This is a genomic window from Streptomyces sp. NPDC004658 (assembly GCF_040609555.1).
GTDB lineage: Bacteria > Actinomycetota > Actinomycetes > Streptomycetales > Streptomycetaceae > Streptomyces.
This window is the reverse complement of sequence record NZ_JBEXKG010000163.1, coordinates 1-16,256: the sequence shown is the minus strand read 5'-3', so window position 1 is coordinate 16,256 and position 16,256 is coordinate 1. Positions and strand designations below refer to the sequence as shown.

10 protein-coding genes and 1 pseudogene are annotated in these 16,256 nt (G+C 74.3%); 6 read left to right on the top strand and 5 right to left on the bottom strand.

What is annotated here, in order from left to right; translation table 11 throughout:
• A partial coding sequence (locus ABZV94_RS34340; RefSeq protein WP_356347532.1) for an amino acid adenylation domain-containing protein occupies window positions 1-5,387 on the bottom strand: 5,387 nt, incomplete at its 3' end.
• Window positions 5,388-5,633: 246 nt separating this feature from the next.
• Between ABZV94_RS34340 and ABZV94_RS34335 the strand changes: the two genes are divergently transcribed.
• From ABZV94_RS34335 to ABZV94_RS34310, 6 genes are all read left to right on the top strand, one after another.
• Window positions 5,634-6,644, top strand: a complete 1,011-nt coding sequence (locus ABZV94_RS34335; protein ID WP_356347530.1) for an ATP-binding cassette domain-containing protein — start codon at window positions 5,634-5,636, stop codon at window positions 6,642-6,644.
• Complete coding sequence (locus ABZV94_RS34330) at window positions 6,641-7,435, top strand: ABC transporter permease (protein WP_356347528.1); 795 nt, start codon at window positions 6,641-6,643, stop codon at window positions 7,433-7,435. Before ABZV94_RS34335 ends, ABZV94_RS34330 begins: the two co-directional genes overlap by 4 nt.
• 172 nt (window positions 7,436-7,607) lie before the next feature.
• Entirely contained in the window at window positions 7,608-8,375 is a 768-nt protein-coding gene (locus ABZV94_RS34325; RefSeq protein ID WP_356347526.1) for an alpha/beta fold hydrolase, read from the top strand.
• Window position 8,376: 1 nt separating this feature from the next.
• Window positions 8,377-9,333, top strand: a complete 957-nt coding sequence (locus tag ABZV94_RS34320) for an ATP-binding cassette domain-containing protein (protein ID WP_356347524.1) — start codon at window positions 8,377-8,379, stop codon at window positions 9,331-9,333.
• Window positions 9,330-10,157, top strand: coding sequence for an ABC transporter permease (locus tag ABZV94_RS34315; protein ID WP_356347522.1), 828 nt, complete (start codon window positions 9,330-9,332; stop codon window positions 10,155-10,157). Before ABZV94_RS34320 ends, ABZV94_RS34315 begins: the two co-directional genes overlap by 4 nt.
• 288 nt (window positions 10,158-10,445) lie before the next feature.
• Complete coding sequence (locus ABZV94_RS34310) at window positions 10,446-11,180, top strand: GNAT family N-acetyltransferase (protein WP_356347520.1); 735 nt, start codon at window positions 10,446-10,448, stop codon at window positions 11,178-11,180.
• A gap of 85 nt (window positions 11,181-11,265) precedes the next feature.
• On the opposite strand, the gene ABZV94_RS34305 is transcribed toward ABZV94_RS34310, so the two are convergent.
• The 4 genes and pseudogenes from ABZV94_RS34305 to ABZV94_RS34290 all read right to left on the bottom strand — a co-directional run.
• The gene (locus ABZV94_RS34305) at window positions 11,266-11,490 is read right to left on the bottom strand and encodes a hypothetical protein (protein ID WP_356347518.1); all 225 of its coding nucleotides are present in this window, start codon (window positions 11,488-11,490) and stop codon (window positions 11,266-11,268) included.
• Window positions 11,491-11,608: 118 nt separating this feature from the next.
• Window positions 11,609-14,539, bottom strand: a complete 2,931-nt coding sequence (locus ABZV94_RS34300; RefSeq protein WP_356347516.1) for a BTAD domain-containing putative transcriptional regulator — start codon at window positions 14,537-14,539, stop codon at window positions 11,609-11,611.
• Window positions 14,540-14,682: 143 nt separating this feature from the next.
• Window positions 14,683-15,069 carry a hypothetical protein gene (locus ABZV94_RS34295; RefSeq protein WP_356347514.1) on the bottom strand — a complete coding sequence of 129 codons (387 nt, stop codon included), beginning with the start codon at window positions 15,067-15,069 and terminating at the stop codon, window positions 14,683-14,685.
• Window positions 15,070-15,462: 393 nt separating this feature from the next.
• Window positions 15,463-16,256: pseudogene (locus ABZV94_RS34290) on the bottom strand (hypothetical protein); the annotation flags it as partial.

Genomic DNA, 16,256 nt, shown 5'->3' with positions numbered 1-16,256 from the left:
GTCCTGCCGTCGAGCCGGGCGGTGTAGGCGGTGGACAGGTCCCGCAGCAGCGGACCCGCCGACCAGCCGTCGGCCACGATGTGGTGCATCAGCAGGAGCAGCACGTGCCGCTCCCCGTCCACCTCGAACAACGTGGCCCGGAACGGCAGCTCGCCGTCCAGCGGGAAGGTCTCACGCACCGCGGCGGACAGCACGGCCGCCAGCTCGCTCTCCGGCGTCTCGCGGACGGCGAGATCCGCGCGCGTGCCCTTCGCCAGGACCACCTGGTACGGCACACCGTCCCGCTCGGCGAACACGGTCCGCAGGCTCTCGTGCCGGTCCAGCACGTCGTCGAGCGCCGCCCGCAGCGCCGGTACGTCCAGCGGTCCGTCCAGGCGCAGCGCGAGGGGGATGTTGTAGGTGGGGCTCGGGCCCTCCAGCCGGTTCAGGAACCACAGCCTGCGCTGGGCGGGGGACAGCGGCAGCCGCTCCGGGCGGTCCCGGGGCACCAGCCGGGGGCGTGCCTGCCCGGCGTCGCCGTCGAGCCGGGCCGCCAGCTCGCGGACCGTGGGGGCCTCGAACAGGGTGCGCAGCGACAGACCGGCGCCGAACACGGTCCGGACGCGGCCGATCAGGCGGGTGGCGAGCAGCGAGTGGCCGCCCAGGTCGAAGAAGCTGGTGTCCACCGGGACCTCGGCCACGCCGATGACCTCGGCGAACAGTCCGCGCAGGATCTCCTCGCGGGCCGTGCGCGGCCCGGCGCCGGCCGTGGTCCGGGCGGGCTGCTGCTCGGGGGCCGGCAGGGCGGCGCGGTCCAGTTTGCCGTTGGCGGTCAGCGGCAGCTCCGCCAACGGCACGATCGCCGACGGGACCATGTACTCGGGCAGCCGCTCGGCGGCCAGCGCCCGCAGCTCCCCGACGGGTGCGTCGGAGACGACGTACGCGACGATCCGCCGGTCGCCCGGCCGGTCCTCGCGGACCACCACGGCCGCCTGCCGCACCAGCGGGTGCCCGCCGAGCACGGCCTCGATCTCACCGGGCTCGATCCGGAAGCCGCGCACCTTGACCTGGTGGTCCACGCGCCCGACGAACTCCAGCAGCCCGTCCCGGTTCCAGCGGCCCAGGTCGCCCGAGCGGTACATGCGGTCACCGGGGGCGCCGAACGGGTCCGCGACGAAGCGGCCCGCGGTGAGCGCCGGCCGGCCGTGATAGCCGCGGGTGACCAGGTCGCCCGCGATGTAGAGCTCGCCGGGCACCCCGGCGGGCACCGGGCGCAGCCGCGCGTCGAGGACGTACATCCGGGTGCCCCGCACGGGCCGCCCGATGGTGACGACCCCGGCGGGCACCGGCTCGCCCGGCGCGATACGGAACTCGGTGCAGCCGACGGTGGTCTCCGTCGGGCCGTACTCGTTGACGACGGTCGCCCCCGGATGCCGCTCGCGCCACTGTTCCAGCACCTCGCCCATCAGCGACTCGCCGCCCAGCACCAGCTGGCGCACCGGCGAGAAGCGGTCGTCGGACTCCAGCAGCAGCGGCAGATGGCTCGGGGTGGCCTTCACGAAGTCGGGCCGGGCCGCGGGCGGCTGCTCGGCGCGGCCGTCCAGGTCGACCAGTTCCACCGTGCCGCCCGCGGTGAGCGGGGCGAAGATGCCCGTGACCGTCAGGTCGAAGGCGACCGGTGAGTGCACCAGCGCCCGGCCGCGCACACTGTCGTACGCCTCCCGGGCCCAGGCCAGATAGGCGGCCAGGGAGCGGTGTTCGACGACCACGCCCTTGGGCCGGCCGGTGGAGCCGGAGGTGAAGATCACGTACACCGGGTGAGCCGGCGTCAGCGGGCAGGTGCGGTCGGCGTCGCTGACGTCTTCGGCGGACAGGTCCGCCAGCCGACGCCGCTCCTCGGGTGAGTCGAGCAGCACCCGCCGGATGCCCGCGGGCAGCAGGCCGGAGTGCGCTCGGGCGGTGACCGCGGCGACCGGGCGTACGTCGTCCACGACGAACGCGATGCGCTCGGCCGGGTGGGCCAGGTCCAGCGGCAGATAGGCGGCGCCCGCCTTCGCGATGCCGAGGAGCGCGGCGATCTGGTCGACCGAGCGGTCCAGGGCCACGGCCACATGGGTCTCGGGGCCGGCGCCGAGCGCGATCAGGCGGCGGGCGATCCGGTTGGCGCGCGCGTCCAGCTCCCGGTAGGTGAGGGCGGTTCCCGCGTGCTCGACCGCCGGGGCGTCCGGGGTGCGCCGCACCTGGGCGGCGAACAGCTCCGGCAGGGTGGTGCCGACGGCCCCGGCGGGCGCGCCCTGCCAGCCGTGCAGGAGCTGGGCGCGCTCGGCCTCGTCCAGGATCTCCAGGTCCCCGATGGGCCGCTCGGGCGCGGCGGTGGCCGCGTCCAGGAGGCGCACCAGACGGGCGGCGAGCCGCTCCGCGCCGGCGCGGTCGAACAGGTCGACGGCGTACTCCAGGGTGCCGGCCAGGGCCTCCCCGTCCTCGGCGAACAGGAAGGACAGGTCGACCTTGGCGGAGTCGCGCTCCGCGGTGTCCACGGCGACGCGCAGCCCGGGCAGGTCGTAGCGGACCCGTTCGGCGCCCTGGAAGGTCAGCATCGTCTGGAACAGCGGGTGGTAGGCGAGCGAGCGCGCCGGGTTGAGATGCTCCACCAGCCGGTCCAGCGGCAGGTCCTGGTGGGCGAAGTCGGCGAGGTCCCGGTCGCGGACCCGTCCGACGAGCTCGGTGAAGGACGGGTTGCCCGAGGTGTCGGTACGCAGGCACACGGTGTTGGCGAAGCAGCCGACCAGCCCGTCCAGGAGCTCGTCGGCGCGGCCCGCCACGGCGGTTCCGACCGGGATGTCGCTGCCCGCGCCCAGCCGGGTCAGCAGCGCGGCCAGGCCGGCCTGGACCGTCATGAACACCGTGCTGCCGGTGCGCCGGGCCAGCGCGGCCAGCCGCCCGTGCAGCCCGGCCGGCACGGTGAACCGCACCCGGCCGCCACGGCCGGAGGCGACGGCCGGACGCGGCCGGTCGGTGGGCAGCTCCAGCACGTCCGGCAGACCGGCCAGCCGCTCCTCCCAGTACGCCAGGTCCTCCTCGGGCCGCTCGACCGCACGCTGCCACAGGGTGAAGTCGGCGTACTGGACGGGGAGTTGCCTGAAGTCGGGGGTGCGGCCCGCGAGCCGGGCGGTGTAGGCGGCGGACAGGTCCCGGGCCAGCGGGCCCGTGGAGGCGCCGTCCGAGGCGATGTGGTGCAGCAGCACGAGCAGGGTGTGCCGCTCCGGGCCGGTGGCCAGCAGGACCGTACGCAGCGGCGGGCGCGCCGCCAGGTCGAAGCGGTGCCGGGCCTGCCGGGTGAGCTCGGCGGCCAGCTCCTCCTCGGGGACGTCCAGGACGTGCAGCTCGGGGCGGGCCGAGTCCAGGACGACCTGGCAGGGCTCGCCGTCCTCGGCGCGGTAGACGGTGCGCAGCACCTCGTGCCGGTCGGTGAGGTCGCCGAGCGCGGCGGCCAGCGCCGTCCGGTCCAGCGGGCCGGTCAGCTCCAGGGTGAGCGCGATGTTGTACGAGGTGTCGTCCGCGTCCAGCTGCTGCAGGAACCACAGGCGGCGCTGCGCGCTGGACAGCGGCAGCCGCTCGGGCCGCTCGGCGGGGGCGAGCTCGGGGCGACCGGCACCGGCGGCGGTGTCCAGGGCGCGGGCGAAGGCCGCCGGGGTGGGCGCGTCGAACAGGGCGTTGACGGGCACCGAGACACCAAGCAGCCGGCGCACCCGGTTGACCAGGCGGTTGGCACGCAGGGAGTGCCCGCCGTGCGTGAAGAAGTCGTCGTCCGGGCCGAACCCGTCCCGGCCCAGCACCTCGGCGAACAGCCCGCACAGGATCTCCTCGCGGGGATCGCGCGCGGCTCGCCGGGCGCTCGCGGGGCGGTGGGCGGCCAGCGCCGCCCGGTCGGTCTTGCCGTTGGCGGTGAGCGGCAGCGCGTCGTGCACGACCACGGCGGCCGGGGCCTCGTGGTCCGGCAGCAGACCGGCGGCGAAGTCCCGTACGGCATCCCCGTCCAGGACGTGGCCCGGGGCCGGCACGACATGGGCGACGAGGGTGTCGTCGTGGGCGACGACGGCGGCCCGGGCGACACCGGGGGCGGTGAGCAGGACGGCCTCGGTGCCCGCCGGCTCGACCCGATGGCCGCGGATCTTCAGCTGGTCGTCCCGGCGGCCGGTGAACTCGTACGTGCCGTCGGGGAGTGCGCGGACCAGGTCGCCGGTGCGGTAGCGACCGCCGAAGTCCTGCGGCGCGCAGTCGTCGGCGTAGCGTGCCAGGTGGGGGGTGACGACGACGAGTTCGCCGTCCTCGACGGTCAGCTCCACCCCGTCGATGCCCGGACCGAGCGGCACCCGGGCGCCGTGCCGGGCGCCGGCGGGGCGGCCCGGGCCGGCGGCGACGTGCACGGAGACGGCCTGCGGGGTCTCGGTGGTGCCGTACAGGTTGAGGATCCTGGCGTGCGGGGCGCGGTCGGCCCAGGTGTCGACGGTGCGCCAGGTCAACGCCTCGCCGCCGAAGCCCACCAGCCGCAGTTCGGGCCAGCCTCCCTCGGGCGCGGCGTCGGCCAGGACGTCACCGAGGCCAGGGGTCAGATGGGCCAGGGTGATCCGCTCGTCGGCCAGCCAGCGGGCGATCGCGGCCCCGTCACGCACATCGGCCTCGGGGAAGACGACCGTGCCGCCCGCCCACAGCGGCACGAACACGTCCCGCAGCAGCGGGTCGTGCCCGAGCCCGGACAGCACCGCGCCGCGCACCTCGGGCCCGATGCCCTCGGCGGCGGTGTACCAGCCGAGGAAGTGCTCGACCGGCCCCCAGCCGCCCAGGATCCGCCGGGGTTCACCGGTGGTGCCGGAGGTGTGGGCGACGTAGGCGACGAGGGCGTGGGCAGGAGCCTTGGCGTGCGTGTCGTCGTGCACGCCCACGTCCGTGCCGTCGTACGAGGCCGCGTCCGGTGCGCCGAACTCGGCCGTGAGCACCGGAAGTCGCGGGTCCGCCAACTCCTCCGGCAGTCCCGCCGGACCGCACGCGAGCCACGCCTTGACCCCGGACCGCTCCGCCTGGCGGCGCGACCGCCGCACCGGGTGGGCGGCGTCGCAGATCAGGAAGGCCGCGCCGGCGCGGGCCACGGCCACCAGGGCCAGGGCGAGCGCGGGGGTGCGCAGCGCATGGATCGCGACGGTGTCCCCGGCGCCGACGCCGGCCGATCTCAGCCGCTGGGCGAGCCGGGCCGTCGCCGACTCGAAGGCGCGGTAGCTCCACCGCTCCCGGGCCCCCGACACCGCGACGGCGTCGGGCGTGCGGGCCGCGTGCTCCGCGAGCCGTCCCAGCAGACCGGCCGGCCCGCCGGCCGTGGACCGTCCCAGGTCCCCTATCGCCACACCTGACATGGATCCGACTCCTCAGTTCGCAGTCCACATGCCGGTGGACGCTAGGAGGGCGCTCTTTCACCGCGTTATCGCGCGCGTTTCGGCCATGCCTGGCGGGAGCGGAACCGGCCGGGGCGGGAGCGGAGCAGGCCGGGACGGGGAGCGGAGCAGGCCGCAGCGGGGAGCGAAGCCATTCGATAAGCCATCGATAGAGGGGCTCCGTAGCGTCCGGTCCGCCGCTGCAACCGCGGACCCTGAGAGGACCCGATGACGATCACGACCCCGGCGATACGCGCAACAGACCTGGCGAAGCAGTTCGGTGACACCCACGCGGTGCGGGGCGTGTCTTTCGAGGCGCCCGAGGGCACCGTCCTCGGGCTGCTGGGACCCAACGGAGCCGGCAAGACGACGACCGTGCGCATGCTGTGCACCCTCGTGAAGCCGGACGCGGGGCACGCCTTCGTGCACGGCTACGACGTGGCACGCCAGTCCCGCGAGGTACGCAACCTGATCGGCATGACCGGCCAGTACGCGGCCGTCGACGAGGACATCTCCGCCTGGGAGAACCTCTATCTGATCGGCCGGCTGCTGAACCAGGGGCGGGCCGCCTCCCGCGCCGGCGCCGACGCCATGCTGGAGCGGTTCCGGCTCACCGAGGCCGCACACCGCCCCGTGAAGACCTACTCCGGCGGCATGCGCCGACGGCTCGACCTGGCCGCGAGCCTCCTCGGTGACCCGAAGGTGCTCTTCCTCGACGAGCCGACCACCGGACTCGACCCGCACAGCCGCAACTCCCTGTGGGAGGAGGTGCGTTCCCTCGCCGGCCGGGGCACCACGGTGTTGCTCACCACCCAGTACATGGAGGAGGCCGAGGCGCTCGCCGACTCCCTCGTGGTCATCGACCGCGGTCAGGTCATCGCCTCCGGCACCGTCTCCGAGCTGCGCGAGCGCATCGGCGGCCCGGTGCTCCACCTCACCCCGCAGCACACGGCCGACCTGCCCGCCGTACGCAAGGCCCTGCAGTCCGCGGGCCTCGGCCCGGTCGCCGTCGACGACGCGGAGGGGCTGGTCCGGCTGCCGCTGGACCGGGAGGGGCGCACGGTGACCGCGGCGGTACGAGCGCTCGGTGCCTCCGGCATCCCCATGGCCCGCGTCGACACGCGCACCCCGAGCCTCGACGACACCTTCCTCACCCTGACCGGCACCGCGCCCGTCACCCCGCTGACCGGCGCCGGCCACACCGACACCGCGACCGAGACCGCCAGGAGCGCCGCATGAGCGCCGTCATCGCCCCGGGCCTGCTGCCCGGATCCCGCCGAGCCGTCGGCCACACCCTGGCCATCACCCGGCGCAATCTGCGCAAGGTCCTCTCCAGCCCCGGCCAGGTGCTGGACGCCACCCTGATGCCCCTGGTGTTCGCGCTGATCTTCGTCTACATCTTCGGCGGCGCGATCTCCGGCAGCAGCGGCGCCTACCGGCAGTACGTGATGCCCGGCATCATGGCTCTGACCACCACCATCGCCTCCCGCACCTCCGGCATCAGCCTCAACTCCGACTTCCACAACGGGGTGATGGACCGGTTCCGCACCCTGCCGATGACCGCGTGGGCCGTGCTCGCCGGGCGGATCCTCGCGGACACCCTGCGGATGCTGGTCAGTCTGCTGGTGGTGTTCGCCTTCGCCCTGCTGATCGGCTTCCGGGTGCACACCGGCCCGCTCCAGGCCGTCGCCGCGATCGGGCTGATCCTGCTCTACGGCATCGCGCTGGCCTGGCTGCACGCGCTGATCGGACTGACCGCGCGGACGGTGGAGACCGTGCAGAGCGTGGGCATGCTCGCCATGGTGCCGCTGCAGTTCGGCAGCTCCATCTTCGTCGCCCCGGGCACCATGCCCGGCTGGCTCGGCTTCCTCGTCGCGCACAACCCGATGAGCTCGGTGGTCGACGCCTCGCGCGCGCTGCTGACCGGCGGCCCCACCGCCGGCCATGTCACCGCCGCGCTGGCCTGGAGCCTCGGCCTGATCGCCGTGACCGCCCCGCTCGCCGCCCACCGCTTCGCCAGGCGGAGGTGAGCCCGGTGACGCCGTCCGTTCCCGCACGCACCGCCACCGCCCGGTCGCGGGTCGGGGGTCCGCTCGCTCCGCGGCGTGCGCCGCACCGCCTGGTTGCCGGGGGACGTGCCCTGGCCGGCCCGGACGCCGGGCCGCTCGCCGGGTGCCGCTCCGGCGGGGGGAGGCGGGTCCGGTGACCGTGGCCTCCCTCCCGTCCACCGCCGCCTGGCTGCGCGTCCTGCACGCTCCCGAGCACCCGCTGCACCGCCTGGTCTGCTTCCCGCACGCCGGCGGGGCCGCCAGCTTCTTCCGCGCGTGGCCCGCCCTGCTCGGCCCGGACACCGAGGTGCTCGCGGTGCGCTACCCGGGCCGCGAGGACCGCATCCTGGAGGAGCCCGCCCGGACCATGGACGACCTGGCCGGTCCCGCCGCCGCCGCGCTGGCCGCCCTGCCCGCGCTGCCCACCGTCTACTTCGGCCACAGCATGGGCGCCTCCGTGGCCTACGAGGTGGCCCGCGAGGCCGCCCCGCGGCTGCTGCTCGTCTCCGGACGCGCGGCCCCGCACCGGCTGCCCCGCTTCCGGTACGACGACGACACCGCGCTTCTCGAGGACGTCCGCCGGCGCGGCGGCCCGCTGGCCCCCGCACTCGACGATCCCGACCTGGTGGAGCTGGTCCTGCCCACGCTGCGCGCCGACTACGCGCTGCTGGAGGACTACGCGCCGAAGGCCCGCGCCGAGCGCCTGGACCTCCCGGTCGCCGCCTATTACGGCGAGGAAGACCCGGACGTTCCCGCGGACGCCGTCCTCGCCTGGGCCGATGTCGCCGCCCCTGGCGCCTTCACCAGCCGCGCCTTCCCGGGCGACCACTTCTACCTGGTGCCGCACGCCGCCGAGGTCACCGGCGACATCACGGCACACCTGTCCGCTCTGTCCGTCCCCATGGCACGAAGGAACACCTGACATGCAGATTTCGGCCCCCGAGGTCGAGGCCCGCCATCTGACCAAGCGGTACGGCCACAAGACCGCCGTCGACGACCTCAGCTTCACCGTCCCGCCCGGCAAGGTGACCGGCTTCCTCGGTCCGAACGGCGCCGGCAAGTCCACCACCATGCGGCTGCTGCTGGGCCTCGACCGGCCCGACGGCGGCAGCGCCCTGATCGGCGGCCGCCCCTACGGCGAACTGCGCAGCCCGCTGCGCACCATCGGCGCCCTGCTGGAGGCCCGCGCCTTCCACAAGGGCCGCAGCGCCTACGCCCACCTGCGCTTCCTCGCCCACACCCAGGGGCTGCCCGCCTCCCGCGCCGACGAGGTGCTGGAGCGGGTCGGTCTGAGCGAGGTCCGCACGGCACGCGCCGGGGGCTTCTCCCTCGGCATGGCGCAGCGCCTCGGTATCGCCGCCGCCCTCATCGGCGACCCGCGCGTCCTGGTGCTGGACGAGCCGGTCAACGGGCTCGATCCCGAGGGCGTGCTGTGGATCCGCAATCTGATGAAGTCCCTCGCCCAGGAGGGCCGTTCGGTCTTCGTCTCCAGCCATCTGATGAACGAGATGGCCGTCACCGCCGACCACCTGATCGTCATCGGCCGTGGCCGGCTGCTCGCCGACTGCCCGGTCGAGGAGTTCATCGACCGCAACTCGCGCGCCGACTCCGTCCTGGTCCGCACGCCCGAGGCCGCCCGGCTCGTCTCCCTGCTGGCGGCCGAGGGCGGCACGGCCCGGGCCGAGGGCCCCGACCGGCTGTCGGTGACCGGCCTTCAGGCCGCCCGGATCGCGGAGCTGGCGGCGGCGGAGCGGATCGTCATCCACGAACTGACCCCGCAGCGCGCCTCGCTGGAGGAGGCGTTCATGCGGATGACCGAGACCAGCGTCGAGTACGGCGGCCCCGCCGGCTCCCCCCTCACCGAAAGGAGCGCGGCGTGAGCGCCGAAGCCCTCGCCCCCGTCCGGCACGTCACGGCGAAGTCCCCGGGCCTCACCGGTCTGCTGCGCGCGGAGTGGGTCAAGATCAGGTCGGTGCGCTCCACCGCCTGGGTGCTGCTGCTGATGTTCGTCGCGTCCGTCGGGGTGTCCGTGGCGGCCAGCGCGGTCACCGCCGCCCAGTGGGGCTCGGCGTCTCCGCAGGACCGGGCCAGGGTCGTCGCGGACCCCCTCTCGGTGATCTTCAGCGCCTTCGGTGTCGGCGAGCTGATCGTGTCGGTGCTCGGTGTGCTGGTCATCACCAGCGAGTACTCCAGCGGCACGATTCGCGCCAGCTTCCTCGCCGTGCCCCGCCGTACCCCGCTGCTGGTGGCCAAGGCGGCGGTGTTCGCCCTGGTGACCCTGGTGGCGGGTGAAGTCACCGCGTTCGCCTCCTTCTTCGCCGGGTCGGCACTGCTGCGCGAGCACGCCCCGGTCGCCCTCGGCGACCCCGAGGTGCTGCGCGTGGTGACCGGCAGCGGGCTGTTCCTGGCCGCGATGAGCCTGTTCGCGCTCGGTGTCGGCGCCCTGATCCGCCACACGGCCGGTGCGATCGCCGCGGTGGTCGGCTTCCTCCTGGTCCTGGCCCCCCTCGCCGGCAGCCTCCCCGGCACGGCGGGCCGTGACATCGCGGCCTTCCTCCCGGCCAACGCGGGCCAGCAGATCGTCTTCGCCCACCCCGGCCCCGACCATGTCCTCACCCCCTGGCAGGGCCTCGGCGTCTGCGCGCTGTGGGGCGTGGCGCTGATCGCCGTGGCCTCGGTCCTCCTGCGCCGGCGGGACGTCTGACCCACCAGCCACCCGTACCGGCCCCCCTCCTCGACGGCCGGTACGGGTTTTCTCTTCCGACCGCACGGGCCACAGCGGGCGAGGCCCGCACGCCGGGATGCGAGGGGTTCGGGGCATGCGACGGGGCCGGGGCTCCCGGCAGCGGAATTCCGGGCGGGGCCGCACGCGGAGGGTCTGTGCGCGGCGGGGCCGGCCCCGGAGCCGCTCCGTCCCCGCCGGGACGGGTGCGCGCGGTCTTCGCCCGCCGAACGGATCCGGTCACCGATCCGCCCACTGAAAGGAGTCCCCATGCTCACCGTCACCCGTCTGCGCGACGGCGCCGAGGTGCTGGCCGTCGCCGGCGATCCCTGGACGCGGGAGTGGATCACGCCGGACTGGCGTGGTCCCGCCTGGGCCGTCGAAGGGGCCGTGGCGTACGGCTCCGGGAGCGCGGACGAGCCCGCGGCCACCGTCACCGTCACCGGCGCGCCCGACGCCGCCGCGGCGCTCGCCGGGCACGTGCTCGACGCACTGCCCGAGCCGCCGTACGTACTGAACCTGCCGCGCGGTGCCGGGCCGTTGCCCGAGGGGGAGCGGGAGGAGTGGGCGCTGATGACCAGCGAGACCGCCCCGGCGGCGCAGGCCGGCGAGGAGGACGTCGTCCTGCTGGCGCCCGGGCCGGAGCTGTCCGCGTTGCTGGCCGAGGCGAGCCCGGGGCATCTGGTGCGGCCGGGGGATCCGCAGGTCGAGGTGTGGGCGGGAATACGTGCGGCGGACGGGGAACTCGCCTGCGTCGGCGCGCTGTTGCTGCGTCCCGGCACCGGCGCTCCGCACCTGGCCTCGATCGCCACCGCTCCTGCCCACCGGGGCCGGGGCCTGGCCGCCGCTGTCACCGCGTGGCTGACCCGCCGGGCCCTGGAGCGCGGGGCGCCCTGGTGCAGCCTGGCCCGGCTGGACTCGGCCGGGACCGCGCACCGGCTCTACGAACGGCTCGGCTACCGCACCGTCCAGGAGTTCACGAGCATCACCCTCGACGTGTGGTGAGACCGGGAGGCTGAACAGAACGGAACGGAAGCGGGGGAAAGGGGGCGACACCGGCAGGTGTCGCCCCCTTCGTCCGCCGGTCCGTTCACGGCTCCAACGGGTCCTCCAGCAGATGCTGGATGGCCCGTACATGTCCCGCGACCTCGGTCACCTCGACCCGCAGATTCCGTTGCTCCAGGGCGAGTTGTTCCACGGCCGCGTACCGCCTGCGGGAGTGCCCGGTGGAGAACCAGAACAGCGCCGCCACGACGACCATCGTGCAGCTGAGCATGATCGCCGCGGCGATGACGGCTCCGGCCGTGCTGTCCATCGTAGGCCTCCCCACTGTTCCCCCGTGCCGATCAGGTCACTTGGTGCAGGCTATCGACGGCACGGGGCACCCGCCATGTGGGAAAACCGCCAGAACCGCCGGCAGGTCCGGGAGGGGATCAGAACTCCTGAGGACCGGACAGCGCACCCGCCTGCTCCGCCCGGGGCCGTGCGCCGATCCGGTCGAAGAGGGCCTGCGCGGCCTTGTGACGGTCCTCGGCGCCCGGCCGCCCGAGCGCGCTCAGAGCCCGCCCGATGGCCAGGTTGATCTGCCCCTCCACCAGCGGGCTGTCGATCCCGGAGACGATGTCCAGGGCGTCGGTGAGGGTGTCCAGGGCCTGCTGCCCCTGCCCGGCGGCCAGCCGGGTCTCGCCGAGCCCGTGCAGGGCGTAGGCGAGGCCGACCATGTCCGACTTCTCCTTGACGATGTGCACCACCCGCAGAAACGCTTCCTCGGCGAGCCGTGTCTCGCCGAGCGCGAGATAGACGTGGGCCAGCCGGTGCAGGCTCTGGGCGAGCCCACGGGCGCCACGGCCCTCACCGACCGCCTCGGACAGCCGTACCGCCTCCCGGCCCAGTCCCATGGCCGCCTCCGCCCGGCCGAGGTCGAGCTGGATCTGCGCCATGTTGTTCAGCACGTGCGCCTCGGAGGAGCCGTCGCCCGCCGACCGGAAGATCTCGCGCGCCTCCTCCAGCCGGGCCATCGCGGTGTCCAGTTCGCCCTGCATCCGGTCCCGGATGGCGAGGTTGCGCAGCACCATCGCCTCGCCGTACCGCTCGCCGACGTCGCGGTGCAGCTCCAGCGCCTCCTCCAGCAGGACCCCGGTGCGCCGCAGATCGCGCAACCGCAGCGCGACCGCGCCGAGGTCGGCCAGCATCACGGCCTGCCCGCGCACATTGCCGGCGGCCCGCGCGGCCTCCAGCGCCCGCTGCGCGCACCGCCGCCAGTCCTCCACGTAGTTGCGGGTCTCGAACAGCACCACCATGGACGTCGTCAGGTCCCAGGCGATCTCGTCCAGACCGAGCTCGGCCGCCTGGTCGATGAGCGCGCGCAGCGAGAGCCGCTCGGCCTCGAACCACTCCAGCGGCGCCACCAGCAGGTCGTCGGTGAGCGCGGCCTCCAGCGGCCGGCGCGGCGTGCTGCCGTGCAGCACACTGAAGTCGCCGCCGTACTCCCGGCGGTGGGCCTCCCCGGCCAGCGTCAGATAGGTGCGCAGGACCCGCATCCGGGCCTCGCCGATCTGCTCCTCGCTCTCCTCGTGCGCCGCGCACTCGGCGGCGTACAGACGCAGCAGGTTCTGCAGCCGGTAGCGGGTGTGCCCGGTGGCGTCGAGCCCGACCACCTCCAGGAACTGGGCGTCGACGAGCTGCTCGATGAACAGCTCGGCATCCGGCACCGGGCAGTCCAGCAGCGCCGCCGCCGTCCAGGCGGTGAAGTCGGGTGAGGTGAGCAGCCCGAGCCTGCGGTACAGACAGGCCGCCTCCGGTGAGAGGCAGCGGTAGCTCAGCTCCAGCCCGGCACGCACCTGGGACTCGTCCTGGCTCAGCTCGTCCAGCCGCCGCTGCTCGTCGCGCAGCCGGGTCACCATGTGCCGTACCGTCCAGTGCGGCCGGGAGGCCAGCCGGGCGGCGGCGATCCTCAGGGCCAGCGGCAGCCGGTCGCACAGGTGGGCGAGGGCCACCGCGTCGGAGGGGCCGGCCGCGATCCGGGCCTCGCCGGCGATCGCGGCGAGCAGTCCGACCGCCTCCCGCTCCGACAGCAGCCGCAGTTGGATGCGCGCCTGCGGCGGCCAGGTGACCAGGTCCTCCAGCGCCTCCCGGCTGGTGACGACCACACAGCACTCGCCGACGCCGGGCAGCAGGTCCCGGACCTGGGCGTAGTGGCGGACGTTGTCGAGGACGACCAGCATCCGGTGCCCGGCCAGCAGCGACCGGTACAGCGCGATGCGCTCTTCGTGCGCCGCCGGGACCCGGTCCGCGGCCACGCCCAGCGAGCGCAGGAAGCGGCCGAGCACGTCGCTCGCCTCGGTGGGCGCGTGATGGCCGTCGTATCCGCGCATGTCGGCGTACAGGCTGCCGTCCGGGAAGTGCTCGTGAACCCGGTGCGCCCAGTGCACGGCGATCCCCGTCTTGCCCACCCCGGCCACGCCGGTGATCAGGCCGACCCGGGGGCCGGGCGCGGACAGCAGGGTGTCCAGTGCGGCCAGTTCGGCGTCCCGGCCGACGAACCCGGGGATGCCGGGCGGAAGTTCGGAGGGCACCGAACGCGGCGGGGCGGGCGGGGCCGCGGGGGTGGCCGAACTCTCGGGAGGGGCGAGCGAGGGGTCGTCGGCCAGGATCGCGTCGTGCAGGCTCTGCACGTTCGGCCCGGGTTCGAGGCCCAGCTCCTCGATGAACTGCTTACGGGCCGTGCGGAAGACCTCCAGCGCCTCCGCGCGCCGGCCCGAGCGGTACAGGGCGAGCATCAGATGCCCGAGCGTCCGCTCGCGCAGCGGGTGTTCCCGTACCACGGCCGACAGTTCCGGGATGATCTCCTGATGCTGGTCCAGCGTCAGCTGTACGGCGGTGGCGTCGTCGAAGGCGTTGAGCCGGTACTCCTCCAGCCGCGAGGCCTCGTGCTCCACCGGGCGCCCCATCACCCCGGCGAGCGCGGGCCCGCGCCACAGGCCGAGCGCCTGCGCGTACCCCCGGGCCGCCTCGGTCAGCGTGCCCTCGGCCGCGTCCTGTTCGGCCTGCCCCACCAGCCGGGTGAACTCGACCCAGTCGACCTCGTGCCGGGAGGTTTCGAGCAGATAGCCGGGGTGGGCGGTGACGATCACGTCGTCTTCGACCCCGGCGGACTTGAAGGCCTTGCGCAGCGCCGCCACACAGATGGCCACCTGGGTGCGGGCCGTCGAGGGCGGCCGGCCGTCCCAGACGACGTCGATGAGCGTGTCCACCGGCACCACCCGGTCCGGGTTGAGAGCGAGGAGCGCGAGGATGGCTCGTTGCCGTGCGCCGCCCACCGGGACGGGCCGGTCGTCGGCCTCGACCGCCAGTGGTCCGAGCAACCTGAAAACGAGTCTTGCCCCCATGCGTGTCCCCCAACACCCGCACCATCAACTCCGGCAGCAATCATGCCGCATGCTTCCGACCGGGAATGAGCGGGAGCAAGGTGCATTACCGGCCAAGCGATCAGGGAGAACTCGGCTGGTTATCGGCCCTGCGGTGGGTCGGGCAGGCACCAGACGGCCAGTGCGGTGAAACCGGGCGGCAGGGCGAGGTCCATCTGCTCGCAGCCCCGGACCGGCCCCGCGGGACCCTCCGCGCAGCGGCCGGTGGCACAGGCGTGGGCGGCTCGGCGGACCCGGTCGCGGAGCCGCTCGGGGTCAAGGGGGCCGTCCGGCCCCGGGTCGTCCTCGGCTGCCAGGGCGAGGCCGAGCGGGGTGTCGCCGAGGGCGTACAGGGCGAGGCCGTTCCGGGCGGCCGCGGCGAAGTGGACCCGGCGGCCGCCGGCCGTCGCCGAGCCGTGGCACACGTCGTCGTGGCGGCGGATGCGGCGGCGGATGCGGCGGCGGATACGGGGGTGGTTTTCAGCCATGTGATCGAGGCCGAGATCGGCCTGCAGCAGGAGCAGGATTCCGGGCTCAAGGTCCGGATTTACTGTCTTCTTGCCTGGTCGCGGGTGGTGCGACAACCAGACGGAGGGCCGCATTCCGGGAGGTCGGGGCCCGATCGGCACCCCCTCGGACGGCAGGGGGAGCGGCGGCACCCGCTCGCGTTCCCCTGGCCGGAATCCACCTTCCGGCAGGAGGTGCGGCACCGGCCGGGCGGACGCCAGCAGGTCCGCCGTCCAGGGGGCGGGCAACGGGGAGGGAACGCCGTGGGTGCCGTCCGCGGGGTCCGGCATACCGCGTCGGCGGCGGGATCCGCGCCCTCGCCGCCCGGGTGACGGACTCTCGGACATGACGCCTCCCTCCCCACCGGCCCCGCCTCAGGGCCGGGCCGCCGCCAGCTGGTTCACCATCGCGACCAACTGCAGGGTGCGGTCGTCGAACCGGGGCGTGGCGATGTACGTCCCGTCGAAGACGGCGTTGACGCCGTAGATCTCACCGACCTGGTCCACCGGATCGTAGTCCAGCAGCCAGGGTGAGCCGCTGGAGCCGCCGACCATGTTCGGGCAACGGGCCATGATGAGGTTCCTGGGCACCGGGGTGGGCTCGCTGAGGTCCTTGCAGTACTCCTGGTGCCTGCCGTCATAGGAGCCCTCGGACGGGTACCCGATGATCGTGACTTCGTTGACGGTGCCGTGGCCGGCCACGATGTCGAAGGCGCCGGCCGCGTCGGCGACGTGCTCGCCCAGGCTGTTGTCGTAGGTGATCGCGATGCCGTAGTCGTGGTTCTCGTCGGCCTCGCTGGCCCACAGGGAGTCACTGGCGACGTTCCACACCGCGAAGGAGCCGAGCGGCGGGGTGGCGCTGCCGTCGTACGCCGGCACGAACAGGAAGTTGGTGTGCCACCGCCCGTTCGGCCCGCCCTCCTCCAGACAGTGCCCGGCGGTCAGGACCAGTGTCTCGGCGGACGTGTTCAGCACCGAGCCCGAGCACGACGAGGGCTGGCCGCCCGGATAGGTGAAGAAGAGCTTGCCGACGGTGTCCACGGTGGCGACGGGCCCGTGTCCGTCGGGCAGCCCGGCCGCGGCGGCCTGCGCGGTGAGCCCGCTCGTGGCCGTGCCGTCGCGTACGGCCGCGTGGTGCACCGCCTGCCGCATCCGCCCGGGCGTCCAGT